The 22,501-nt window shown below is 72.3% G+C and carries 20 protein-coding genes; 11 read left to right on the top strand and 9 right to left on the bottom strand.

Annotated features, from left to right (window positions below):
* Positions 1-51: 51 nt before the first annotated feature.
* Both glp and galU read right to left on the bottom strand, forming a co-directional pair.
* Entirely contained in the window at positions 52-1,353 is a 1,302-nt protein-coding gene (glp, locus tag AC069K_RS21035) for a molybdotransferase-like divisome protein Glp (protein ID WP_478618423.1), read from the bottom strand.
* The gene (galU, locus tag AC069K_RS21030; protein ID WP_358835836.1) at positions 1,350-2,261 is read right to left on the bottom strand and encodes a UTP--glucose-1-phosphate uridylyltransferase GalU; all 912 of its coding nucleotides are present in this window, start codon (positions 2,259-2,261) and stop codon (positions 1,350-1,352) included. Before galU ends, glp begins: the two co-directional genes overlap by 4 nt.
* A 93-nt stretch (positions 2,262-2,354) precedes the next feature.
* Between galU and AC069K_RS21025 the strand changes: the two genes are divergently transcribed.
* On the top strand, positions 2,355-2,948 hold the full coding sequence (locus AC069K_RS21025; RefSeq protein ID WP_365111937.1) for a 5-formyltetrahydrofolate cyclo-ligase: 594 nt from the start codon (positions 2,355-2,357) through the stop codon (positions 2,946-2,948).
* Between the two features lie 30 nt (positions 2,949-2,978).
* Here the strand turns inward: AC069K_RS21025 and AC069K_RS21020 are convergent, their stop codons facing one another.
* Positions 2,979-5,726: a penicillin acylase family protein gene (locus AC069K_RS21020; protein ID WP_478618418.1), complete on the bottom strand. Its 2,748-nt coding sequence runs from the start codon at positions 5,724-5,726 to the stop codon at positions 2,979-2,981.
* Between the two features lie 201 nt (positions 5,727-5,927).
* Between AC069K_RS21020 and AC069K_RS21015 the strand changes: the two genes are divergently transcribed.
* From AC069K_RS21015 to mscL, 6 genes are all read left to right on the top strand, one after another.
* Positions 5,928-7,502 (top strand): potassium/proton antiporter, encoded by a 1,575-nt coding sequence (locus AC069K_RS21015; RefSeq protein WP_365111986.1) that lies wholly within the window; start codon positions 5,928-5,930, stop codon positions 7,500-7,502.
* 301 nt (positions 7,503-7,803) lie between these two features.
* Positions 7,804-9,081, top strand: a complete 1,278-nt coding sequence (locus AC069K_RS21010; protein WP_358835833.1) for an MFS transporter — start codon at positions 7,804-7,806, stop codon at positions 9,079-9,081.
* A 68-nt stretch (positions 9,082-9,149) separates the two neighbouring features.
* Complete coding sequence (locus AC069K_RS21005) at positions 9,150-9,464, top strand: FmdB family zinc ribbon protein (RefSeq protein ID WP_358835832.1); 315 nt, start codon at positions 9,150-9,152, stop codon at positions 9,462-9,464.
* A gap of 127 nt (positions 9,465-9,591) precedes the next feature.
* A complete protein-coding gene (locus AC069K_RS21000) occupies positions 9,592-10,458 on the top strand; it encodes an S-methyl-5'-thioadenosine phosphorylase (RefSeq protein WP_478618414.1) in 867 nt (288 codons plus the stop codon).
* A gap of 258 nt (positions 10,459-10,716) precedes the next feature.
* Complete coding sequence (locus AC069K_RS20995; protein WP_478618411.1) at positions 10,717-11,358, top strand: hypothetical protein; 642 nt, start codon at positions 10,717-10,719, stop codon at positions 11,356-11,358.
* Positions 11,359-11,511: 153 nt separating this feature from the next.
* Positions 11,512-11,964, top strand: a complete 453-nt coding sequence (gene mscL, locus AC069K_RS20990; protein ID WP_478618753.1) for a large conductance mechanosensitive channel protein MscL — start codon at positions 11,512-11,514, stop codon at positions 11,962-11,964.
* 31 nt (positions 11,965-11,995) lie between these two features.
* Here mscL and AC069K_RS20985 read toward each other — a convergent pair whose 3' ends face one another.
* The 6 genes from AC069K_RS20985 to AC069K_RS20960 all read right to left on the bottom strand — a co-directional run bounded on the left by AC069K_RS20985 (position 11,996) and on the right by AC069K_RS20960 (position 17,637).
* Entirely contained in the window at positions 11,996-12,199 is a 204-nt protein-coding gene (locus AC069K_RS20985) for a hypothetical protein (protein WP_358837792.1), read from the bottom strand.
* 264 nt (positions 12,200-12,463) lie between these two features.
* The gene (locus AC069K_RS20980; protein WP_478618407.1) at positions 12,464-12,859 is read right to left on the bottom strand and encodes a hypothetical protein; all 396 of its coding nucleotides are present in this window, start codon (positions 12,857-12,859) and stop codon (positions 12,464-12,466) included.
* Positions 12,856-13,515, bottom strand: coding sequence for a QcrA and Rieske domain-containing protein (locus tag AC069K_RS20975; protein WP_478618750.1), 660 nt, complete (start codon positions 13,513-13,515; stop codon positions 12,856-12,858). The genes AC069K_RS20980 and AC069K_RS20975 overlap by 4 nt, the downstream gene beginning before the upstream one ends.
* Positions 13,516-13,646: 131 nt before the next feature.
* On the bottom strand, positions 13,647-14,246 hold the full coding sequence (locus AC069K_RS20970) for a 4Fe-4S dicluster domain-containing protein (protein WP_478618404.1): 600 nt from the start codon (positions 14,244-14,246) through the stop codon (positions 13,647-13,649).
* Positions 14,247-14,254: 8 nt separating this feature from the next.
* Positions 14,255-16,549 (bottom strand): molybdopterin oxidoreductase family protein, encoded by a 2,295-nt coding sequence (locus AC069K_RS20965; protein ID WP_478618402.1) that lies wholly within the window; start codon positions 16,547-16,549, stop codon positions 14,255-14,257.
* Entirely contained in the window at positions 16,546-17,637 is a 1,092-nt protein-coding gene (locus tag AC069K_RS20960) for an MFS transporter (protein ID WP_365111962.1), read from the bottom strand. Before AC069K_RS20960 ends, AC069K_RS20965 begins: the two co-directional genes overlap by 4 nt.
* Positions 17,638-17,860: 223 nt before the next feature.
* Between AC069K_RS20960 and AC069K_RS20955 the strand changes: the two genes are divergently transcribed.
* The 4 genes from AC069K_RS20955 (at position 17,861) to AC069K_RS20940 (ending at position 22,477) form a co-directional block, all read left to right on the top strand.
* Positions 17,861-19,030: a low temperature requirement protein A gene (locus tag AC069K_RS20955; protein ID WP_478618398.1), complete on the top strand. Its 1,170-nt coding sequence runs from the start codon at positions 17,861-17,863 to the stop codon at positions 19,028-19,030.
* Positions 19,023-20,078, top strand: a complete 1,056-nt coding sequence (locus AC069K_RS20950) for a P1 family peptidase (protein WP_478618395.1) — start codon at positions 19,023-19,025, stop codon at positions 20,076-20,078. The genes AC069K_RS20955 and AC069K_RS20950 overlap by 8 nt, the downstream gene beginning before the upstream one ends.
* 204 nt (positions 20,079-20,282) lie before the next feature.
* A complete protein-coding gene (locus AC069K_RS20945) occupies positions 20,283-21,548 on the top strand; it encodes a L,D-transpeptidase (protein WP_478618747.1) in 1,266 nt (421 codons plus the stop codon).
* A 167-nt stretch (positions 21,549-21,715) separates the two neighbouring features.
* On the top strand, positions 21,716-22,477 hold the full coding sequence (locus tag AC069K_RS20940; RefSeq protein WP_478618392.1) for a DUF6227 family protein: 762 nt from the start codon (positions 21,716-21,718) through the stop codon (positions 22,475-22,477).
* Positions 22,478-22,501: the final 24 nt, after the last annotated feature.

The raw sequence follows: 22,501 nt of genomic DNA, 5'->3' as shown, positions 1-22,501 counted from the left end.
GCTCCCGGTCCGGCCTGTGTGGGCAGACACGCTACCGCCACCGGGGCCCCGTCAGCCGAGCAGGACCACCTCCACTTCGGAGCCGGGCTCCACGGAGGTGACGTCCTCGGGGATCACGATCAGGCAGTCCGCCTGGGCCAGGGCCGCGATCAGATGCGATCCGGAGCCGCCGACCGGGGTGACGGCCTCCTGCTCCGGGTCGTGGCTCCCGCGCAGGAACTGGCGCCGGGCCGCCGGGGAGGTGAGCGCCTTGTCGCTCCTGAGCGCGGCACGCGCGCGTGGCCGGTGCACGTCCGGCAGGCCCATCAGGGTGCGGATGGCCGGGCGGACGAACAGCTCGAACGAGACGTACGCCGACACCGGGTTGCCGGGCAGGGCGAGCAGCGGGGTGTGGTCCGGGCCGATCGAGCCGAAGCCCTGGGGCTTGCCGGGCTGCATGGCGAGCTTGCGGAAGTCGATGCCGCTGCCCGGCTCGTCCTCGTCGCCGACCGAGGAGAGCGCCTCCTTGACGACGTCGTACGCCCCCACGCTCACGCCGCCCGTGGTCACCAGCAGATCGGCGCGGATCAGCTGGTCCTCGATGGTGGCGCGCAGGGTCTCGGCGTCGTCGGTGACCGCGCCCACCCGGTACGCGATGGCTCCCGCGTCGCGTGCGGCGGCGGCCAGGGCGAAGCTGTTGGAGTCGTAGATCTGGCCCTCGGCCAACTTCTCGCCGGGCTGGACCAGTTCGCTGCCGGTCGACAGGACGACCACGCGCGGGCGCGGGCGGACCTTCACCGTGCCCCGGCCGATCGCGGCGAGCAGGCCGATCTGGGGCGGGCCGAGCACGGTCCCGGCGGCCAGCGCGAGGTCGCCCGCCCGCACGTCGCTGCCCGCCGCGCGGACGTGGGCGCGGGCCTCGGCGGGCCGGTGGACCCGGACCTCGCCGCTCGCGCCCTCGGGGGCGCCGCTGGCGGCGCGCATGCCGGTGGCCGCGCCCCCGCCCGTACCGCCGTCGGTCCACTCGACCGGGACCACGGCCTCGGCGCCGGGCGGCAGCGGGGCGCCGGTCATGATCCGGGCGGCCTCGCCGGGGCCGACGGACAGGAGCGCGCCGCTGCCCGCGGCCACGTCGCCGATCACGGTCAGCACCGCGGGGAACTCCTCGCTGGCCCCCGCCACGTCCGCCACGCGCACCGCGTACCCGTCCATCGAGCTGTTGTCGAAGGGCGGCAGCGCGAGCGGCACCGTGACGTCCTCGACCAGGACGCAGCCCTGGGCGTCGGGCAGTTGCAGCTCGATGGGTTCGAGCGGCGCCACCGCGGCGAGGACGTCCTCCAGGTGCTCGTCGACCGACCAGATCGTGTTGCTCAAGGTGCCTGCATCTCCTCGGTCACGTAACTGCGAAGCCAGGCCTTGAAGTCGGGGCCCAGGTCTTCACGTTCGCACGCGAGTCTGACAATGGCACGCAGATAGTCGCCGCGGTCGCCGGTGTCATAGCGCCGGCCCTTGAAGACCACGCCGTGCACCGGGCCGCCGACCTTCTCGTCCGCGGCCAGCTGCTGGAGCGCGTCGGTGAGCTGGATCTCGCCGCCGCGGCCCGGCTCGGTCTGACGGAGTATCGCGAAGACCGCGGGGTCCAGGACGTACCGGCCGATGATGGCGAGGTTGCTGGGGGCGTCCGCCGGGTCGGGCTTCTCCACCAGGCCGGTGATCCGGACGACGTCGCCGTGGCCGGTGGGCTCCACGGCCGCGCAGCCGTAGAGGTGGATCTGGGAGGGCTCGACCTCCATCAGGGCGATCACGCTGCCGCCCTCGCGCTCCTGGATCTCCACCATCCGCGACAGCAGCGGGTCGCGCGCGTCGATGAGGTCGTCGCCGAGGAGCACCGCGAAGGGCTGCTCGCCCACGTGCGGCGCGGCGCACAGCACCGCGTGGCCCAGGCCCCTGGGGTCGCCCTGGCGCACGTAGTGCATCGCGGCGAGGTCGCTGGACTCCCGGACCTTGGCGAGCCGGGCCTCGTCGCCCTTGCGGGAGAGGGCCTCCTCCAGCTCGTAGTTGCGGTCGAAGTGGTCCTCCAGGGGGCGCTTGTTGCGCCCCGTGATCATCAGTACGTCCGAGAGGCCCGCGGCGACCGCCTCCTCGACCACGTACTGGATCGCGGGCTTGTCGACGACCGGCAGCATCTCCTTGGGGGTGGCCTTGGTGGCCGGCAGGAACCGGGTGCCGAGGCCTGCCGCCGGAATGACAGCCTTGGTGATCCGTGGGGGCGACTGAGTCATGCGCAGCACACTATCCGCTGCGTATGTGCGGAAGATTATCCTCCGGTTAATACGGCCTCATAAACAGGCATTTGAGGGGATTGTGAAAACACTGTGAGTGATGATGCAGCCGAAAAGGCCCTCTTGCGCGCGGAACTCCTGGGTGCACGGCGCCTCCTGACGCCGCAGGACGTCGAACGCGCGGGCGAGGAGCTGGCCCGCCGGGCGCTGGGGCTCCCGGAGCTCGCGGCGGGCGGGACCGTCGCCGCGTACGTCTCGGTGGGGCGTGAGCCGGGGACGCGCGCGCTGCTCGACGCGCTGCGCACCCGTGGTGTGCGCGTCCTGCTGCCCGTACTGCAATCGGACAATGACCTCGACTGGGCCGAGTACGAGGGCGCGGACCGGCTCGAACCGGCCGGGCGGGGGCTCCTTGAGCCGTCGGGAGCCCGGCTGGGGCCCGCCGCCGTGCTGGAGGCGGGCGCCGTGCTGCTGCCCGGCCTCGCCGTGGACGCGCGCGGGATGCGCCTGGGCCGGGGCGGCGGCTCGTACGACCGGGTGCTCGCCCGGATCGCGGCGGCCGGGCACGATCCCGCGCGCGTGGTGCTGCTCTACGCGAACGAGGTGGTCGCGCGGGTCCCGGAGGAACCGCACGACCACCCCGTCCAGCTGGTGGTCACCCCGGCGGGCGTGACCCGCTTCCCGGCCTGAGGCCCGACGCCCGCGACCCGGGGCGCAGGCTCACGGCTTGAGCGTCAGCGTGTCGACCGTCGAGGCGCCGACCGCCCTGGCGCTGAAGGACCAGTCCAGCTGCTCGCCCCTGGCCCACTTCCCGGTCTGGTCCGAGTAGTGCGCGCTGTAGGCGTGGCCGGAGGCGCCGGTGAGGTTGATCCACTTCGACTTGTCGAAGTCCTTCAGGTTCACCACCATGCGCATCGAGGGCACCCAGGTGACCGAGTAGTCGCCGCCGCCCGCGTTCCAGCCGGTCGCGTTGACCGCCGCCTCGCCGCCGCCCAGGTTCCACGGGCCGCGGTTGAGGAGGAACCGCACGATGCCGGGGCCGTCGGTGCCGAGCGTCTGGTTCTTCAGTATCAGCTGGTGCAGCTGCCCCCAGCTCCAGGTGCTGACGTCCTTGCCGAGCTTGGCCGTCAGCTCCCAGCGGGCGTCCTTCATCGCGCGCGCGAGCAGCTGGTCGCGGGTCTTGGTGGCCGGGTCCAGACGGCTCTTGGGCGTCTGCCACCACTCGTTCTTCTCGTCGTTGAAGATCCGCCGGACCACCTCGGACCAGCGGTCGCCGCCGTCGGGCTGCGCCGAGTCCGCGGCCCGCTGGCCGCACTCGCGCACCAGGCCGTTGAGGTCGTCCACCGGGCCGGAGCTGTCCGGCGGGCGCACGTTCAGGCACTCGCCCTCGACCCGGAGCTCCTTGGGGAGCTTGTTGCCGAAGGCCAGCTTGAGGACGTTGCGCCACACCGCGTTGAAGTAGGCGGCCGCCCCGGAGTCCGGCTCCTGGGTGTAGTCCCAGCCCTCCAGCAGCTTCTGCGCCTCCCGCACGGACGGGTCGGGGACGTCGATCTTCAGCAGCGCGGGCGTCAGCAGCGCGGCGATCTCGCTGCTGTTGTCCATCTGCATCTTCTGCATGTCCTCGGTGGAGACCTTGCCGCCGTCCTTGATCTTCGACTCGATGAGGTCGTTGATCCGCTGGCTGCGGGTGCCGTAGCCCCAGTCCCTGGTCAGCAGGTACGGGTACTTCTTCTCGTCCACCACGGCCTGGTTGGCGGTGACGATGTAGCCGCGCTTGGGGTTGAACTCGTACGGCAGCTGGTCGAAGGGAATGGGCGCCGGCTTCCAGTTGTACTTGGAGTCCCAGCCCGGGGCGGGCACGGAGCCGTCGTAGCCCTTGGCGCGGACCGGGATCCGCCCGGGCGCCTGGTAGCCGATGTTGCCCTTGGTGTCGGCGTAGATCATGTTCTGCGAGGGGACCTCGAAGTCCTTCGCCGCGGCCCGGAAGGACTTGAAGTCCTTGGCCCGGTCGAGCTCGAAGACGGCGTCCATGGACTTGCCGGGCTCCAGCGCGGTCCACTTCAGGGCCACCGCGTACCCCTCGCCCCGGTCCGGGGCGGAGGTGGCCACGGGGGCCTTCTTGCCGACCTTCTCCAGCTCGTCGTCGCGGTCGGAGACCAGCGGGCCGTTGTTGGTCTCGCGCACGGTGATCGTCTTGCTCTTGCCGCCCGCGACCTTGATGACCTCCTCGCGCGTGGCGAGGGCCTTCTGCTGGTTGTCGTAGAGGTAGGTGCCGCCGGGGGCGATCTTCTCCAGGTACAGGTCGGTCACGTCGGCGCCGAGGTTGGTGAACCCCCAGGAGATGTCCTGGTTGTGGCCGATGACCACACCGGGCATGCCGGAGAAGGTGTAGCCCGCCACGTCGAAACCGCAGGCCGCCGAGACCGTACGGCAGTGCAGGCCCATCTGGTACCAGAGCGAGGGCATCATCGGCGCCAGGTGCGGGTCGTTGGCGAGCAGCGGCATGCCGGTCGTCGTGTACGCGCCGGAGACGACCCAGGAGTTGGAGCCGATGCCGCTGCCGTTGGCGCCGAGGAAGGCCGGGATCTTGTCGAGGCTCTCGGAGAGGCGCGCGAGCTGCGTCTGCGCGCCCTGAGTGGCCTGCTGGACCGTCGACCCGGTCCCGCCGCCGGCGCCCGGCTCGCGGTTCGGGTCGTACTTGCCGGTGACCTTGCTGACCGAGCCGCCGTCGACGATCGGCCGGTGGGTGGCCGTCGGGTACGGCGGGTACAGGTCCTTGATCTGCTTGGGCGTGAGCCGGCTGGTCATCAGGGACCGGTCGATCTCGTCCTGCATGTTGCCGCGCAGGTCCCAGGCCATCGCCTTGAGCCAGGCCACCGAGTCGACCGGCGTCCACTTCTCGACCTTGTAGTCGTGGACGAAGTCCAGCGCCGCGTACTCGACGGAGATGTCCTTGGGGCCCTTGCCCTCCAGGTAGGCGTTGACACCGGCGGCGTACGCCTGGAGGTACTTCTTCGTCTGCGGTGACAGCTTGGTGTCGTACTCCCGCTGCGCGACCCGGCGCCAGCCGAGAGTGCGCAGGAAGGCGTCGGTCTCGACCTGGTCCTTGCCGAACATCTCCGACAGCCGGCCGGAGGTGACGTGGCGGCGGACGTCCATCTCCCAGAAGCGGTCCTGGGCCTGGACGAAGCCCTGGGCCATGAAGAGGTCGGTGTCGTTGTCCGCGTAGACCTGCGGCACCCCGTAGTCGTCGCGCTTGACCTCGACCGGGCCGCCGGTCAGACCCTTGAGCTGGAGCGACCCCGTGGTCTGCGGGAAGGAGGCGCGCACGGTGCTGATGCTCCAGTACGCGCCGAAACCGACACCCGCGACGAGCGCCAGCACCAGGACGATCAGGATCAGACGGGCACGGCGTCCCTTCTTCCTGACCTTCGTCTCGGCGGAAGGGGCGGTTGTGGTGGAGGGCATCGCTGTCCTTCGAGGGGCAGGGTGGTCCTAGTGCTGGAGCAACCATAGGCGCAGCGACTGACAGCCCCGGACGCGGTGTCTTGTATGAGCGTCAGCCCGTCCGGCAGACACGTTCTTGCGTAAAGAACTCGTCAAAGATTAGGTAAGGTAACGAAGTACCGTTGCCCGGAGGAACGTTTCCGCATCGGTGCGTGAGGGCGCCTGACGGCGCGTGAGGGGAAGGATCGGCCACTGACTGTCCACCATCTCAACGAGCTCCTGCTCATCTGCTCGCTCGTCCTGCTCATCGCCGTCGCGGCCGTGCGCGTCTCCTCCCGCAGCGGGCTCCCCAGCCTGCTCCTGTACCTCGGGATCGGGATCGCCATAGGGCAGGACGGAATCTTCGACGTCCAGTTCGACAACGCCGAGATGACCCAGGTCATCGGCTATGCCGCACTGGTGGTGATCCTGGCCGAGGGCGGTCTGGGCACCAAGTGGAAAGAGATCCGCCCGGCGCTCCCCGCGGCGGTCGTGCTCTCGATCGTCGGCGTCGCGGTGAGCGTGGGGGTGACCGCGGCCGGTGCGCACTACCTGGTCGGGCTCGAATGGCGGCAGTCACTGATCATCGGCGCGGTGGTGTCCTCGACGGACGCCGCGGCCGTCTTCTCCGTCCTGCGCAAGGTCCCGCTGCCGTCCCGGATCACCGGCGTCCTGGAGGCCGAGTCGGGCTTCAACGACGCCCCGGTCGTCATCCTGGTCGTCGCCTTCTCCACCCCGGGCCCGGTGGAGTCCTGGTACGCCCTGCTCGGCAAGATCGCCCTTGAGCTGGCGATCGGCGCCGGGATCGGCCTCGCGGTCGGCTGGCTCGGCTCCTGGGGCCTGCGGCACGTGGCACTGCCCGCGTCCGGCCTCTACCCGATCGCCGTGATGGCGATCGCCGTCACCGCGTACGCGGCGGGCGCCATGGCCCACGGCTCCGGCTTCCTCGCCGTCTACCTGGCCGCGATGATCCTCGGCAACGCCAAGCTGCCGCACTGGCCCGCCACCCGCGGCTTCGCCGACGGGCTCGGCTGGATCGCCCAGATCGGCATGTTCGTCCTGCTCGGCCTGCTCGTCACCCCGCACGAGCTGCCCGACGACTTCTGGCCCGCCGTACTCATCGGCCTGGCCCTGACGATGGTGGCCCGGCCGCTGGCGGTGCTGATCAGCGTGGCGCCGTTCCGGATGCCGTGGCAGGAGAAGGCCCTGATGTCCTGGGCGGGGCTGCGCGGCGCCGTGCCCATCATCCTGGCCACCATCCCCATGGTCTCCGGGATCGACGGCAGCGAGCGCGTCTTCAACATCGTCTTCGTCCTGGTCGTCGTCTACACCCTCGTCCAGGGCCCCACGCTGCCCTGGCTCGCCAGGAAGCTGCGGATCTCGGACGTGGAGACCGCCTCCGACCTCGGCATCGAGTCCGCGCCCCTGGAGCGGCTGCGCGGCCATCTGCTGTCGGTGGCGATCCCGCCGGAGTCGCGGATGCACGGCGTCGAGGTGCACGAGCTGCGCCTGCCCCCCGGCGCCGCGGTCACCCTGGTCGTCCGGGACGGCAAGAGCTTCGTCCCCGGGCCGACGACCGTCCTGCGGCGCGGCGACGAGCTCCTGGTGGTGGCGACCGACCCGGTGCGCGACGCGGCCGAGGCACGGCTGCGGGCGGTCGGGCAGGGCGGAAAGCTGGCCGGATGGCTGGGGACGGGCGGACCCGGCCCGCGCCCGGACCAGGGAACCAAAGGAACGACCGGACGAAGGTCGGGTTGAGACGAAGGTCCGGTTGAGACGAAGGTCCGGTTGAGACGAAGGTCCGGTTAATCAGAGGTGTGATCTCGATCATCCGCGCGCTTTCACAGGCACGGAGTCGAATCCCCCTGTACCATGAAGGCACACCACTGATCGACCAACTCTGCCTGACGCAGAGCTGGCGCGACCGTATGGCGGTCGGAGGCTCCCCCAGGTGAGCCCCGGCATCTACCGCAGTTCCGCGCAAGAGGACAGCTCTCGGCGGCGCCCGTACCCACCCGGTACGAGGGGCGCGCTACCAGGCGGCAGAAAGGCAAGGGCCGTGGCATCCACGGTCACTTCCGAGCGTCGCCCGGGCTACGGGCAGCTCCTGCGCACTCCCGGCGCGCTGACGTTCCTCCTGCCCGGCTTCGCCGCCCGGCAGCCCTTCGCGATGCTCACCATCAGCATCGTGCTCCTCGTCCAGCACACCACCGGCTCGTACGGCAGCGCCGGTGCCGTGGCCGCCGTCACCGGCGTCTCCATGGCCCTGTTCGCCCCCCAGAGCGGCAAGCTCGCCGACCGCCTCGGCCAGCGCGCGGTGCTGCTCCCCGGCGTCCTGGTGCACGCCGCCTCGGGCTCCGTGCTGATCTCGCTGGCACTGGCCGGCGCCCCTCTGTGGGCGCTGTTCCTGGCCGCCGTCCCCACCGGTGCCTCGGTGCCGCAGGTCGGACCGATGGTCCGGGCCCGCTGGGCCGCCAAGCTCGACGGCTCGCCCCTGATGTCCACGGCCGCGGCCTTCGAGTCGGTGACCGACGAGTTCACCTTCGTCATCGGCCCGGTACTCGCGACCGCGCTGTGCACCGGCGTCCACCCGGCCGCCGGACTGATCACCGAGGCCGCGCTCACCCTCGTCGGCGGCCTGCTCTTCGCCGCCCAGCACCGCACCCAGCCGGAGCCCAGCCGCTCCGGCGACGGTGACGCGCGCGTGGAGCACGTCTCCGCGCTCTCCATCCCCGGTGTGCGCGTCCTGGCCGTGTCCTTCCTCGGCATCGGCGCCGTCTTCGGCGGGATGCAGGTCTCGCTGACCGCGTTCTCCGAGGAGATCGGCAACCCCGGCGCCAACGGCCTGCTGTACGGGGTCTTCGCCGCGGGCAACATGCTGGCGGGCATCGCGTGCGGCGCCATCGCCTGGAAGTCCGCTCCCCGGACGCGGCTGATCGCCGGCTACACCGGTCTGACGCTGGCCGCCTCGGGTCTGTGGGCCCTGCACTCCGCGGTGCTGCTCGGCGGCCTCGGCCTGATCGTCGGCCTCTTCATCGCCCCGGCCCTGATCACCGGCTACACCCTGGTCGAGTCGCTGGTCCCGGCCTCCGCCCGCACCGAGGCCTTCACCTGGCTGACCGGCGCCGTGGCCCTGGGCCAGGCCGGCGCGGTCACCGTGGCGGGCCGGCTGGCCGACGCCCACGGCTCCAGCGCGGGCTTCCTGGTGCCCCTGGCGGGCACCGCGCTGGCCCTGGTCACGCTGGTCTCGCTGCGCTCGCGACTGGCTCCGCGCTCCTCGGGACGCACCGTCGCGCGTAGTGGCGTGGGTCACCGAGTTCCCGTCACGGTGGACTGATCCAGCGGAATACGTCACTATGGACCGTCGTTAGCACTCATCGAGTGAGAGTGCCAGGAGGAAGACAAGTGCCGACCTACCAGTACCAGTGCACCGAGTGCGGCGAAGGCCTCGAGGCGGTGCAGAAGTTCACCGACGACGCCCTGACCGTCTGCCCCAACTGCGAAGGCCGCCTCAAGAAGGTCTTCTCGGCCGTCGGCATCGTCTTCAAGGGCTCCGGCTTCTACCGCAACGACAGCCGCGGCGCCTCGTCGAGCAGCACGCCCGCGTCCTCGGCCGCCAAGCCGTCGACGTCGTCGGGCTCGGACACGAAGCCGGCCGCGTCGTCGTCCTCGGCGTCGTCCTCCTCGTCGAGCTCCACCAGCTCGTCGTCGGCCGCCTGACCGGCCGCACGAGCCCCGGACACCCCGAAGACCCCGCCGTCCCGACGGCGGGGTCTTCGGCATGCCCGAAGCGCGTCCTCCCCACGGTCCGGGCAGGGCCGGCCGGACACGCCCTAGGGTGCTGCGCATGGCTAACGCAGAGATCACGCAGAGCACGGGGAACGCCGAACGCGCGGAGATCGGCGTCATCGGCGGCTCGGGCTTCTACTCGTTCCTGGAGGACGTGACCGAGCACCAGGTCGACACTCCGTACGGAAGTCCCAGCGACTCCCTGTTCCTGGGGGAGATCGCCGGGCGCCGGGTCGCCTTCCTGCCCCGGCACGGCCGCGGCCACCACCTCCCGCCGCACCGCATCAACTACCGCGCCAACCTGTGGGCGCTGCGCTCGGTGGGCGTGCGCCAGGTGCTCGGGCCGTGCGCGGTGGGCGGCCTGCGGCCCCAGTACGGGCCGGGCACGCTGCTCGTGCCGGACCAGCTGGTGGACCGGACGAAGTCGCGCGTCCAGACGTACTACGACGGCCACCCGTTGCCCGACGGCTCGGTCCCGAACGTGGTGCACGTGGCGCTGGCCGACCCGTACTGCCCCGAAGGCCGCAAGGCCGCCATCGCGGCCGCGCGCGGACGGAACTGGGAGCCGGTGGACGGGGGCACGCTGGTCGTCATAGAGGGCCCGCGCTTCTCCACGCGCGCGGAGTCGCGGTGGCATGCGGCGATGGGCTGGTCGGTGGTGGGGATGACCGGGCACCCCGAGGCCGTGCTCGCCCGCGAACTGGGGCTCTGCTACACGACGATGACCCTGGTCACCGACCTGGACGCGGGCGCGGAGACCGGTGAGGGCGTCTCCCACGAGGAGGTGCTGCGGGTCTTCGCGGCCAATGTGGACCGACTCCGCTCGGTGCTCTTCGACGCGGTGGCGGCCCTGCCGTCGGGCGAGCGCGACTGCCTGTGCGCGCGGGCACTGGACGGGCTGGAGACGGGGATCCGGTTGCCGTAGGGGGCGCGGGCGGCGGGCCCGCCTCTGCCGGGTGCATCGGGGCGGCCGGGCGGCCCACTCACACGGGAGCGGACTTCTCCCCCGTCCGCTCCCGAAGCCTCCCCCGGCAACCCGTTTCCCCGTGAGGGTGACGGAGTTGTCCACAACCCGCGAGTAATCCACAGGGTTCGGCGGGAAGTTGGCGGGGCGGGGATCGTGAGGAGCGTTCGAGCAGCACCCGTTCCGGCTCCGGCTCCTCACGATCGGTGGTGACCCGCCATGTCCTGGCCCTCTCCCCTGCCCTCCTCCCCCGCACCCGCACCCCCTCCCGCGCCCGTTCCCCTGCCTTCCCCGGCCCCCGAGCCGGTCGGTGTGCCCGTCTTTCCCCCGCTCCGGGTGCGCGGGAGCCGGCACCGGCTGCGGCGTGCGGTGCGGCGCCGGCGGCGGGCGATGGCGGCCGGTCTCGCGGTGGCCGCTGCGGTGCTGGCGGCGGTGGGCGCGCGGGCCCCGGGTCACCCGGATACGGGGCCTCCGCCTCCCGGCGCCGTCGCGGCGGCGAGCACGGGCGTCCGGCAGGCGGGCGCGCCATCCCGCCCCGCGGCCAAGGCCGTTGACGTGGTGTCGGCGCCGGTACGGATCGCGGACGCGGAGACCGTACGGCTGCTGCGGCCCGGCGACCGGGTCGATGTGATCGCGGCGCCCGACTCCTCACCGGTCGGCGCGGGCGGTCCGGGCGGCGCGGGCGGTTCGGGTGCGGCGCGTCTGGTGGCCTCGGGTGCGCGGGTGACCGACGTACCCCGGTCGCGCGGTCCGTCCTCGCCCGACGAGGGGGCCCTGGTCGTCCTCTCCGTCCCCCGCGCCACCGCGACCGCGCTCGCCGGTGCCGGCGCGACCTCCCGGCTGGTGGTGACGTGGTGCTGAATCGCACGGACATCCTGTCAAGTCGCCTGTTTGCGTACGCGGATTGGACAGCGCGGTCATGCGCTGACGTAGGTTGCGGAACGGTTTGCTCCACCCCCCGCACCTGCGAAGAGAGGCTCATTCGTGACCGACGAGAAGAAGAGCGGCGGCGTCATGGCCGGCTTCAAAGCCTTCCTGATGCGCGGCAATGTGATCGACCTGGCCGTCGCGGTGGTCATCGGTGCCGCGTTCACCACCATCGTGAACTCGGTCGTGAAGGGCGTCATCAACCCGCTGGTCGGGGCGTTCGGAACGAAGGACCTGAACAGCTACAGCTCATGTCTGAAGGGCCCCTGCCAGTTCGACCAGAAGACGGGCGAGGCGGTCTCCGGCATCCCGATCATGTGGGGCCTGGTCCTCAGCGCGGTCCTGAGCTTCCTCATCACGGCGGCCGTCGTGTACTTCCTGATGGTCCTGCCGATGGCGAAGGTCCTGGCCAAGCGCGCTCAGCGCGACAAGGCGAAGGAGGGCGTCCAGGAGACCATGGAGATCAGCGAGCTGGAGGTGCTGAAGGAGATCCGCGACGCCCTGGTCTCCCAGCGCGGTACGGGGCACACCGCGCCGTAGCGCACGGCATCCGGGCCGGACGGGGGCGCGCTCAGATGTGGTGGGGCGGCTTCTCGTCGAGGAAGCGCGCGAGGTCGGCCGCGCTGCCGGTCGAGGGGGCCCGCTCACCCCACCCACGGTCCGTGTCGTCCGCGGACTGCTGGTCCAGCGGATCGTCGAAGACCAGCGCGGGCCTCGGCTTCGGGTCGGACGCCGGCTTCGCATCGCGCGGTCCGGGGGCGGGGGCGGTACTCATAACTCCAGGGTACGGCGGGACGGCGGGAGGGGCCGTGGGCGACCGGGTGGCAGACGTCACCGCCGCCACCGCCGCCACCGCCGCTGGGGCCGCTGGGGCCGCTGGGGCCGCTGGGGCCGGCTTCCGCCCCTCCGCGGGCGCCGTACGGGGGCGGCACATCGCGAGAGGGTGGCCTGTCGGCTCCCGCTGCCCCACGGGCACCCGCCCCGCCGACGCCCTCACCTCCAGCGGCGCCCTCCCCGTGGCCGCCCTCCCCCCGCCCCGTCACCGGTCCTTGGGGTCGAGCAGCCAGAGGCCGAGAACGACGAGGAAGGACAGGCCCAGGAAACCCGTGCCCCACCAGGCGGTCGCGGAGTCGCCCTTCATCCACTCGTTGACGATGACTGTCAGCCCCCAGAGCTGGCCGACGACCACGGTGATCGCCAGGACGAGCCGGGCCGTCAGCTTCGAGGACCGCTCCGGCTCCTGTTCGGTGCCCGCACCGGGGCCGGGGCCGGTGCGGCGGGTCCGGGGATCGCCGTATCCGCTGGTGGCGCGGATCTGGGGGTACCGGTCGCGTACGGGACGGTTGAGGCGCGGCTGCGCGCTGCCGGGGGTGTACGGCGGCGGCGCGGGCACGGGGGCGTCGCCGCCCCCGCCGGGGCCGGTGTCGGCGCTCATGTCCGCTCGGTCCTCTCGGGCTGGGACCGCGCCCCCGGGCAGCCGATCCGGGCCGCCATGTCCGGGCGCCGCTCACCGAACTGCCGGCACATGGCCGCCTTGAAGCTCTCGCCGGAGCGAGTGGTGGCCACCGCCCAGACGCTGCCGTCGATCTCCTCGACGAGGAGCACCTTCGGCAGGGGGCGGGGTGGTGGTCCGGCGGTCACCTCACCGGTGCGGACGTCGAAGACGCCCTCGTGGCAGGGGCAGTACAGCTCGCCCTCCTCGCCCCGGTCCTCGCGCCACAGCACCGCGCAGGCCAGGTGCGTACAGACGGCGGAGTAGCCGACGAGGGTGCCGTCCCTGAGCCGTACGCCGACCGCCCGGTCGTCCTCGCCGGGGAAGCGGAAGGCGATGGACTCGCCGGGGCGGAGCCGGTCGGCGACGCGCTTGGGCTCGGGGGCGTCCGCGCTGTCCCCGTGCCGGTGGAGCACGCCCCCGGCGACGGCGACCGCGCCGACGGCGAGGCCGCCGGAGACGGTGGTGACGATCCGCAGGTAGTCGCGGCGGGTGGTCAGCGAGTCGGCGGCGACGCGGTCGCGCAGCGCCTCCTGGGCGGTGTCGGGCCAGGGGGCGGCGGGCCCCGAGCCACCCTCGCGCGAACCACCCGCACCCAGGGCGCCCGCACCCGGGACGCCCCCGCTCGGGGCACCCCCGCCCGGGGAGCTTCCGCCCGAGCCGCCGCCCCCTCCCGGCGTGCCGGGCCCGTCGGCCGGGGCGCCGGGCGGCGGGGGTTGGCCGGTCGTGCTCATCGGACCGCCCTTCCGTTCACCTCGACGACCGGGAGGCCGCCGGGGACCGGCCACTGGACCCGGTCGGCGGGGACGACCATGGCCACGCCGGTGGACACGACGACATCGCCGAACGTGAAGGAGTCGGCGACCTGGACACCGGGGCGTTCGGCGCGGAGCTCCTCGACCGTTCCGTAGAAGAGGGCGCCGGTGGGGCAGACCGTGGCGCACATGGGGGCGAGGCCGTAGGAGGTGCGGTCGTAGCAGAGGTTGCACTTCATCTGGAGCTTCGCCTGAAGGTCGATCTTCGGTACGCCGAAGGGGCAGGCGTTGACGCAGTTGGCGCAGCCGATGCAGCGGGTGGTGTCGGCCTGCTGCACCACCCCGTCGGCGGTCACCAGGATCGCGTCGGCGGGACACACCTCGGCGCAGGGGGCGACCGGGTCCTCGCAGTGCATGCAGACCGTGGGAAGGGAGGCGACCGAGTGCCCCTCGTCGGGATAGTCGAGATGGATCATGGATGTGCCCCGGTGCGAGTCGCACTCGCGGCAGGCCGAGACGCAGGCCTGGCAGCCGATGCAGCGCCCGGGGTCGATGAAGATCGTTCTGCCCATCATGGCGGGCGTCAGCTCCTCTCGGCGGTGCCGCGTCCCTGCGGGGACGTGGGCGGCCGGGGGTCGGTGCGGGAGGCCTGGGCCGTCGGCCAGGCCACGTGGCCGGGGGCGGTCGGGGGCGCGGGGACCTCGGCGATCCGGTCGCCGGGCTCGATGCGGCAGGCGCAGACCTTGTACTCGGGAATCTTGGAACGGGGGTCGAGAGCGTCGATGGTGAGCACGTTGGCGGCCGTGGGAGCCGGCCAGTGGTACGGGATGAAGACGGTGTCCGGGCGGATCGCCTCGGTGACCAGGGCGGGGAAGACCTCGCTGCCGCGCCGGGTGACGACGCGGACCGGGTCACCGTTGCGGAAGCCGTGCGAGGGGTGCACCTCCACCCAGGGGCGCGGGGTCTGCTCGACGAGCGCGCCGAGCCGGCGGGTCTGGTTGCCGGAGAGGAAGTGCGCCACGGTCCGGCCGGTGGTGAGGGAGAGGGGGTGCTCGTCGTCGTACGGGTCCATCGGCGGGTGCCACTCGACGACCTGCATATGGACCTTGCCGTCGGGGTGCGCGGTCCGGCCGTCCTCGAACAGGCGCGGGGTGCCGGGGTGGTCGGTGGAGGGGCAGGGCCAGACGATCCCGCCGGTCTCCTCCAGGCGCTCGTAGGTGATGCCGTAGTAGTCGTTGACCGTCCCGGCGGAGGCGACGCGCAGCTCGTCGAAGACCTCGCGCGAGCCGGCGAAGGCGAACTTGTCGCCCGCGCCGAGGCGTTGGGCCAGCTGGCAGATCACCCAGGTGTCGGTGCGGACCCCGGCGGGTGGCTCCTGGGCCTTGTTGTGCTTGACCACCCGGGCCTCGGCGTTGGCCATCACGCCCTCGTCCTCGGCCCAGGTGGTGACGGGGAAGATCACATGCGCGTCGGCCGCTGTCTCGGAGAGGAAGAAGTCGAATTGGGCGTGGAACTCGAGGGCGTCGTAGCCCTCCTTGACGGTCCTGTGGTTCGGGAGGGAGACGAAGGGGTTGTTGCAGATGCCGATCAGACCGCGGATCTCCCGGCGGCGCATCTGATGGACCATCTCCATCATCGAGGTTCCGGCGGGCGGGAGTTCGGACTCCTCGATGCCCCAGATCTCGCAGATCTGCCGCCGGTGCTCGGCGTTCATGATGGAGCGCCCGCCGGGCAGCAGGTCGGCCTTCTGGCCGTGCTCGCGGCCGCCCTGGCCGTTGCCCTGGCCGGTGATGGTGCCGTAGCCCGCGCCGGGCCTGCCGAGGTTGCCGGTGGCCACGCAGAGGTTGATCACGGAGAGGCAGTTCTCGACGCCCTGGGAGTGGTGCTCGATGCCCCGGGCGTGCCAGGCCATGGCCCTGGGGGCGCGGGCGAAGACGCGGGCCACCTCGACGATCTGCGCGGCCGGGACCCCGCAGATCTCCGCGGCCCGCTCGGGGGGATACTCGGCGGCCTTGGCTCGGACCTCCTCCCAGCCCGTCGCGTGGGCGGCGACGTACGCCTCGTCGACGAGCCCCTCCTCGACCACGACGTGGAGCAGCGAGGTGAAGAAGGCCGAGTCGGTGCCGGGCTTGAGGGCCACGTGGATGTCGGCGGTGCGGGCGACCGCCGTCTCGCGCGGGTCGATCACGATCAGCGTGGCGCCCCGGTCGCGTGCCCCCCACACGTACTGGGTCATGACGGGGAAGCACTCGCCGACATTGGACCCGGCGATGAGCAGGCAGTCGGTGAGGAGGATGTCGGAGAAGGGGTTGGCGGCCCGGTCGATGCCGAAGGCGAGCTTGTTGGCACCGGCGGCGGAGACCATGCACAGCCGCCCGTTGTAGTCCACGTGCCGGGTCTTCAGCGCGACGCGGGCGAACTTGCCGACCAGATACGTCTTCTCGGAGAAGAGGCTGGCCCCGCCGAGCAGGCCGAAGGCGTCATGGCCGTGGGCGGCCTGGATACGGCGGATCTCCGCGACCGTGAAGTCCAGGGCCTCCTCCCACGACGCCTCGCGGAAGGGCTCGTCGCGGGAGCGGCGCAGCAGCGGCGCGGTGAGCCGGTCGGGGTGGTTGATCTGCTGGTAGGCGTTGATGCCCTTGGGGCACAGGCGCATCCGGTTGATGTCGTGGTTGCGGGGTTCGACGCCGAAGACCTTGCCCCTGCGGTCGACGCGGAGATACATCCCGCACTGCACCCCGCAGAAGCAGCAGTGGGTGGGCACGAGGGTCTCGCCGTCCTGGTCGGCGCGCCGGCGGTCGGCCGGGATGTCGCCCGCGTCGCGGAGGACGCGGGTGCCGGGCGGGGCGAGGGAGGGGTCCAGCGGGAGCCGGTTCACTTGTAGCCCTTCTTGACGTGCGCGAGGTAGGCGGAGCCGCGCAGCACCCGCTTGCAGCGCGGGCAGTACTCGGCCCAGGCGTCGAAGCCGAGGCGGAGGTCGCGCATGGTCCCGCGCAGGTTCTCCACATAGGGGGCGGTGTCGACGGGCTCGCCGCAGCGGCGGCACGGGAAGACCTGTTCGTCCTGGCGGGCGGTGTACTTGAAGAGCTGCATCCCGACGGCGGCGGGCCGCTGGACGATGTGGAAGAACTTCCCGAACGGGATGTAGATGAGGGTGAACACCACCGACACCATGTGCAGCACGGCCAGGAACTCGTAGCCGCCGCCGTGCAGGAAGACCGACGAGAAGGTGAGGAGGAGGCCGGTCACGGAGACGACGATCAGCAGGAGCAGCGGGACCAGGTCGTAGGCGAAGCGCTGGCCGGTGATCGCGCCGCGGTCCTTCATCCGGCGCCACAGGAAGTACGAGGCACCGGGGATGACCAGGAGGGCGGCGATGTCCAGCCCGTGGAACATCAGCCGGCCCAGCAGGTTCAGCGAGTCGAAGCCGAGGATCTTCAGGCCCCAGATCCGCATCTCGTAGCCGGGTCCGGAACCGGTCGACGAGGTGAAGGTGAACCAGCCCCAGGTGAGGGGGAAGGTGATCGCGGCGGCCAGCAGACAGCCCCAGAAGACCAGCTGGTGGGCGGCCCAGCGGGCGTGCGAGCGGGCGCCGAGGAACTTCTGGAGACCGAGGTAGGTGGCGGCCATCCTGGGCAGCGCGGTGGGCGCCCGGCGGAAGTTGGCGACGGAGAAGAGGCTGCGCCACCCCTGGGTGAGGAGGCGGCGGGCGCCCGGGGAGGAGACCCACACGGTGTAGCGGTAGGCGACGCCGAAGGCGAGGAAGACGGTCGCGCAGGCGTAGGGCAGGAGGGCGGAGTCGAAGTCCTTCAGCCGGCGGCTGCCGAAGACGATGGCGAGGATCAGCAGGAGGGAGAGGGCGGTACCGGCGGCGGTCGCGCGCAGCGCGACGGTCGGCTTCCCCGTGGGTGGCTTCGCCGCGGGAGGCTTCGCTGCGGGGCGCTTCGCTGCGGGAGGCTCGGTCACCCGGCCACCGTAGGTGCATCTGACCGTTTATCACCTGATTTGACGGGTGGCGGGGTGAACCCTTCAGTCAGATGGCAGTGGGGGCGGGCGGCCGGGGAGGGCGGGGCCGGGCCGGGCCGCTCGCCGGCCGGGGAGCCGCGCACCGGGCCCGGTCAACCCGCCCGGCACCCCCCGGTGCCGCTGTCCCGGCGTCCGCGTCTGATCTCCTTGGCCCATGCCCCGCATGACCGCACGCAGCCGCCACGAGGAACACCGCGCGGCGACCCCGCTGGAACTCTTCTTCGACCTCTGTTTCGTCGTCGCCGTCGCGCAGGCCGGCGCCCGGCTCGTCCACTCGCTCGCCGAGGGCCACCTCGGCGCCGGGCTGGCCGGCTACACCGCCGTCTTCTTCGCCATCTGGTGGGCCTGGATGAACTTCACCTGGTTCGCCTCGGCGTACGACAGCGACGACGTGCTCTACCGCGTCGTCACGCTGGTGCAGATCACCGGCGTCCTCATCCTCGCCGCCGGGGTGCCGCGCGCCTTCGACGACAGCGACTTCACCGTCTGCGTCATCGGCTACATCGTGATGCGGCTCGCCCTGACCAGCCAGTGGCTGCGCGCGGCGCGCAACGCGGCGGACCCGGGCGAGCGCCTGATGGCGCTGCGGTACGCCGCCGGGCTCGTCGTGTGCCAGCTCGGCTGGGTCGGGCTGCTCTTCGTGCCGCACGGCGCCACCCGCTCCTGGGTGTTCGCGGTGCTGGCCCTGGCCGAGATCGCCGTACCCGTGATCGCCGAGCGGGACGCGCAGAGCACCTGGCATCCGCACCACATCGCCGAGCGGTACGGCCTGTTCACCCTGATCGTGCTGGGCGAGACGGTCGCCGCCGCCACCGTCGCCGTACAGGAGGCGCTCGACGAGCACGAGGCCCTGGGCGAGCTGCTGCCGCTCGCGGGCGGCGGGCTGCTGATCGTCTTCGCGGCCTGGTGGATCTACTTCGCCGTGCCGATCGCCGGTCATCTCACCTCCAACCGGCAGGCGTTCGCCTGGGGGTACGGGCACTTCGTCATCCTCGGCTCGGCCGCCGCCATCGGGGCCGGGATGGAGGTGGCGGTCGAACAGGCCGTCGGCAAGGCGCACATCTCCACGGCGGCGGCGTCGGCCGCCGTCACCGTGCCCGCCGCCCTGTTCATGCTCACGGTGTGGGCGCTGCACTCGCGCCACTTCAAGCGCACCCTCGCCCAGCAGCTGGTCCTGCCCGTCTCGGCGGTGGCGACGCTGGCCTGCACGTTCGCCGGGCACGGGGCCGTGCTCGCCGCCGGTCTGGTGGCCGCGGCCACCGTGGCGGTGGGCGTGGCGCTGACCGGTCGCGACGGGGAGGGAGAGGGCCATAGGGTCGACGGTCATGGCTGACACCGCGAAGACCCCCGGGGCCGACTCCCTCACGGACGTGCCCGGCTTCCTCGTCGGGCACGCCCGCGTCCCCGGCGAGCGGGCCCTGAGCGGGACCACCGTCGTCCTGGCCCCGGCCCCCGGCGCCGTCGCGGGCGTCGATGTGCGCGGCGGCGGGCCCGGCACCCGGGAGACCGACGCGCTCGACCCGCGCAACGTCGTCGAGCGGATCGAGGCCGTGGTGCTGACGGGCGGCAGCGCGTACGGACTGGACGCGGCGGGCGGTGTGACGGCCTGGCTGGAGGAGCGGGGGCGCGGGGTGCGGGTGGGGCCCGAGCCGCACCAGGTGGTGCCGGTCGTCCCGGCCGCCTGCGTCTTCGACCTCGGGCGCGGCGGCGACTGGCACGCCCGCCCGGGCGCGGCCACCGGCCGGGCCGCCGCCGAGGCGGCGGGCCCCGACGTCGCCCAGGGCTGCGTCGGCGCCGGGACCGGGGCGGTGGCGGGCGGACTCAAGGGCGGGGTCGGCACCGCCAGCGCCACCCTGCCCTGCGGCGCCACCGTCGGGGCGCTGGTCGTCGTCAACTGCGTGGGCTCGGTGTTCGACCCCGCGACGGGGGCGCTGTACGGGGCGCCGGGGCGCGTCGCGTACCCCGAACCGGCGGTCCACGAGGCGGCCATGGAGCGGCTCGGCCGGGCCCGCGCCACCTCCGGGCTGCCGCCCCTGAACACCACGCTCGCGGTGGTCGCCACCGACGCGCCGCTCACCGGCCCGCAGGCGCAGAAGCTCGCGGGCACCTCGCACGACGGGCTGGCCCGGGCGACCCGGCCGGTGCATCTGATGCACGACGGCGACACGGTCTTCGCCCTCGCCACCGGCACCTCCACCTCCACCGGCACGGGCACCGGCACCGGCACCGGCGCGCCACTGTCGCCGGTCGACCTCAACGCGGTGCTCGCGGCGGGCGCGGACGTGGTGGCGCGGGCGGTCACCAAGGCCGTGCTGGCGGCCGAGGGGGTGGAGGGACCCGGCGGGACGTTCCCGTCGTACCGGGATCTGTACGGGAGTTGAGGCGCCTGGCGGCGCTCTCCCGCCTCGCCGCCGGCGCCGACCGACCGTTCGCGGCCATCACCCTGGAGTGCCGGGGCCTCCGCCGGCCGCTCCCGGCACCTCCCCCTGTGGCGTGAGTCACAGAGCGCGCTCGCAACCGTAAGGGCCGTGTGAGTGCTCTGTGCACGTACTGAGTGACGTACGCACAGATGGAGCAACCACGTGATCTCGCCCGACACCGCCGCGCAGCCGCAGTCCCGCACCCCGCAGCAACTGCGCGCCCGGCGGCGGGCGTTCACCGCCGCGTCGGCCCTGCTGCTCGGCGCCCTGACCCTGACCGCGTGCGGAGGCAGCGCCTCCGGCTCCGACAAGGGTGACGGCAAGGGCAAGGGCGGCGACTCGGCCCCCGCCCAGGACGTCTCCACGCTGAAGATCACGATCTCGGCGAAGAACGGCTCCACCAACGCGAGCGTCAACAGCACCGCCGTCACCGCCCAGGGCGGCAAGCTCACCCAGGTCACCATGGTCGAGGCGCAGACCGGCAAGGCCGTGGCCGGCGCGCTCGCCGCCGACGGACTGTCCTGGAAGCCCACCGCGAAGGTGGAGCGCGGCACCCCGTACAAGATCATGGCGACCGGCAAGGACGACAAGGGGCGGCCCGCGACCGAGAACTCCGCCTTCACCACGGTCTCCTCGAAGAACAGCTTCATCGGCACCTACACGCCGGACAACGGCGCGACGGTCGGCGTCGGCATGCCGGTCTCGTTCACCTTCGACAAGACGATCACCGACAAGAAGGCCGTCCAGTCGCACATCACGGTCAGCTCCAGCAGCGGCCAGCAGGTGGTCGGCCACTGGTTCGGCGGGCAGCGCCTGGACTTCCGGCCGCAGGAGTACTGGAAGGCCGGGTCCAAGGTGACGATGAAGATCGACCTGGACGGCGTCCAGGGCGGCCAGGGCATATCCGGCGTGCAGTCCAAGACCGTCACCTTCACCATCGGCCGCAACCAGGTCTCCACGGTCGACGCCCGGACGCAGAAGATGACCGTGCAGCAGGACGGCAAAACGGTCAAGACGCTGCCCGTCTCGACCGGAAGCGCCGAACACAGCACGTACAACGGGCAGATGGTGATCTCCGAGAAGTTCACCGAGACCCGGATGAACGGCGCCACGGTCAACTTCGGCGGCGAGTACGACATCAAGGACGTACCGCACGCGATGCGCCTGTCCACCTCGGGCACCTTCCTGCACGGCAACTACTGGTACAAGGGCGACCCGTTCGGCAACACGGGAACCAGCCACGGGTGCGTGGGGCTCAAGGACGTCCGGGGCGCCCAGGGCGACACTCCCGCCAAGTGGTTCTTCGACCACTCGCTGATCGGTGACGTGGTCTCCGTGAAGGGCTCGCCGGACAAGACGATCGCCCCCGACAACGGCCTGAACGGCTGGAACATGGCGTGGGCCGAGTGGCAGGCGGGCAGCGCCGTCTGACGTCCCGTCGGGCCTCGGCCCGGGGCCCCGCCCCGGGCCGACTCTCCCGCCGCACGGGGCCGTTCCAAGCCGATGAGAATGTTTCGGCCATGCCCGCTGCGCGAAGCGCGCGCAAGGGCTACGTTGAGCACCCTCTACGTGACGAACAGCTACGGCGGGGAGACGCCTTGGTGCCCAACGAGTGCGAGTACGAGACGGCCGAGGACCACCTCGCCGGCCTGCTCGGCCGCGCGCTGAACTCGTTCGACCTTCCGGACGAGCTGGTGGAGAGCCTCGACTCGGCCCTCGCGCACACCACTTCGCTGCACTCGTCGCTGCACGCCTCGGGCGGCCCCGGCCGCCCCCGGCTCAGCCGCGAGACCTACCGCCACACCTATCTCCTCCTCGACGGCACCACGGTCACCCTCTGGGAGGTCGTGCACGCCCGGGGCAACGAGGTGTACGCGGACGAGGAGAGCGCCGTGCTCGCCGCGGCCCGGCTGTGCCGGCGGGTCCGGCCGGACCTGGCGGCCGGGCCGGCGGACGACGGCCTCGACCCGGGGCTCACCGGGGTCGAAGTCCTCGGCGGGCTGGCGCCGGTGGAGCGCGCCGGGGCGCGCGGGACGTACGAGGCGGACGGCTCGGCCGACCACGCGCGGCGGCTGCTGCGCCGCGCCGAGAACCCGGACCGGCCCGGCGAGAGCGTGGCCCGCTTACTGCGGGGCGCCGTCGCCCACCGCATCACCCGGGCCCTGGGCGGGCACGGCGGGTCGGCCGGGCGCGGCGGCGCCATCCTGTACGAGCACGCGTTCCTGCTCCGCGACGGCGCCGAGCTGAGCCTGTGGGAGGTCGAGCACACGGCGACCCCGGACGGCCGCCACATGTGCGAGGTGTACGCGGCGCAGGACGCGGCGCGGACGGCGATGGAGCGGCGCACGCGGGTCTCCTGATCCGGCCGGGGAAAACGACGACGC

The organism is Streptomyces sp. NPDC043908 (genome assembly GCF_056435525.1).
Note: the sequence above shows the minus strand (reverse complement) of the source record. Positions and strands in the feature narration are given on the sequence as shown.

Excerpts from the sequence above, each read along its gene's own strand:
- AC069K_RS20950 (WP_478618395.1), top strand. The coding sequence starts at position 19,023 with ATGGCTGACACCGCGAAGACCCCCGGGGCCGACTCCCTCACGGACGTG.
- AC069K_RS20985 (WP_358837792.1), bottom strand. The coding sequence starts at position 12,199 with ATGAGTACCGCCCCCGCCCCCGGACCGCGCGATGCGAAGCCGGCGTCC.
- galU (WP_358835836.1), bottom strand. The coding sequence starts at position 2,261 with ATGACTCAGTCGCCCCCACGGATCACCAAGGCTGTCATTCCGGCGGCA.
- AC069K_RS21020 (WP_478618418.1), bottom strand. The coding sequence starts at position 5,726 with ATGCCCTCCACCACAACCGCCCCTTCCGCCGAGACGAAGGTCAGGAAG.
- AC069K_RS21000 (WP_478618414.1), top strand. The coding sequence starts at position 9,592 with ATGGCTAACGCAGAGATCACGCAGAGCACGGGGAACGCCGAACGCGCG.
- AC069K_RS20995 (WP_478618411.1), top strand. The coding sequence starts at position 10,717 with ATGTCCTGGCCCTCTCCCCTGCCCTCCTCCCCCGCACCCGCACCCCCT.
- AC069K_RS20980 (WP_478618407.1), bottom strand. The coding sequence starts at position 12,859 with ATGAGCGCCGACACCGGCCCCGGCGGGGGCGGCGACGCCCCCGTGCCC.
- mscL (WP_478618753.1), top strand. The coding sequence starts at position 11,512 with ATGGCCGGCTTCAAAGCCTTCCTGATGCGCGGCAATGTGATCGACCTG.
- AC069K_RS20955 (WP_478618398.1), top strand. The coding sequence starts at position 17,861 with ATGACCGCACGCAGCCGCCACGAGGAACACCGCGCGGCGACCCCGCTG.
- AC069K_RS20970 (WP_478618404.1), bottom strand. The coding sequence starts at position 14,246 with ATGATGGGCAGAACGATCTTCATCGACCCCGGGCGCTGCATCGGCTGC.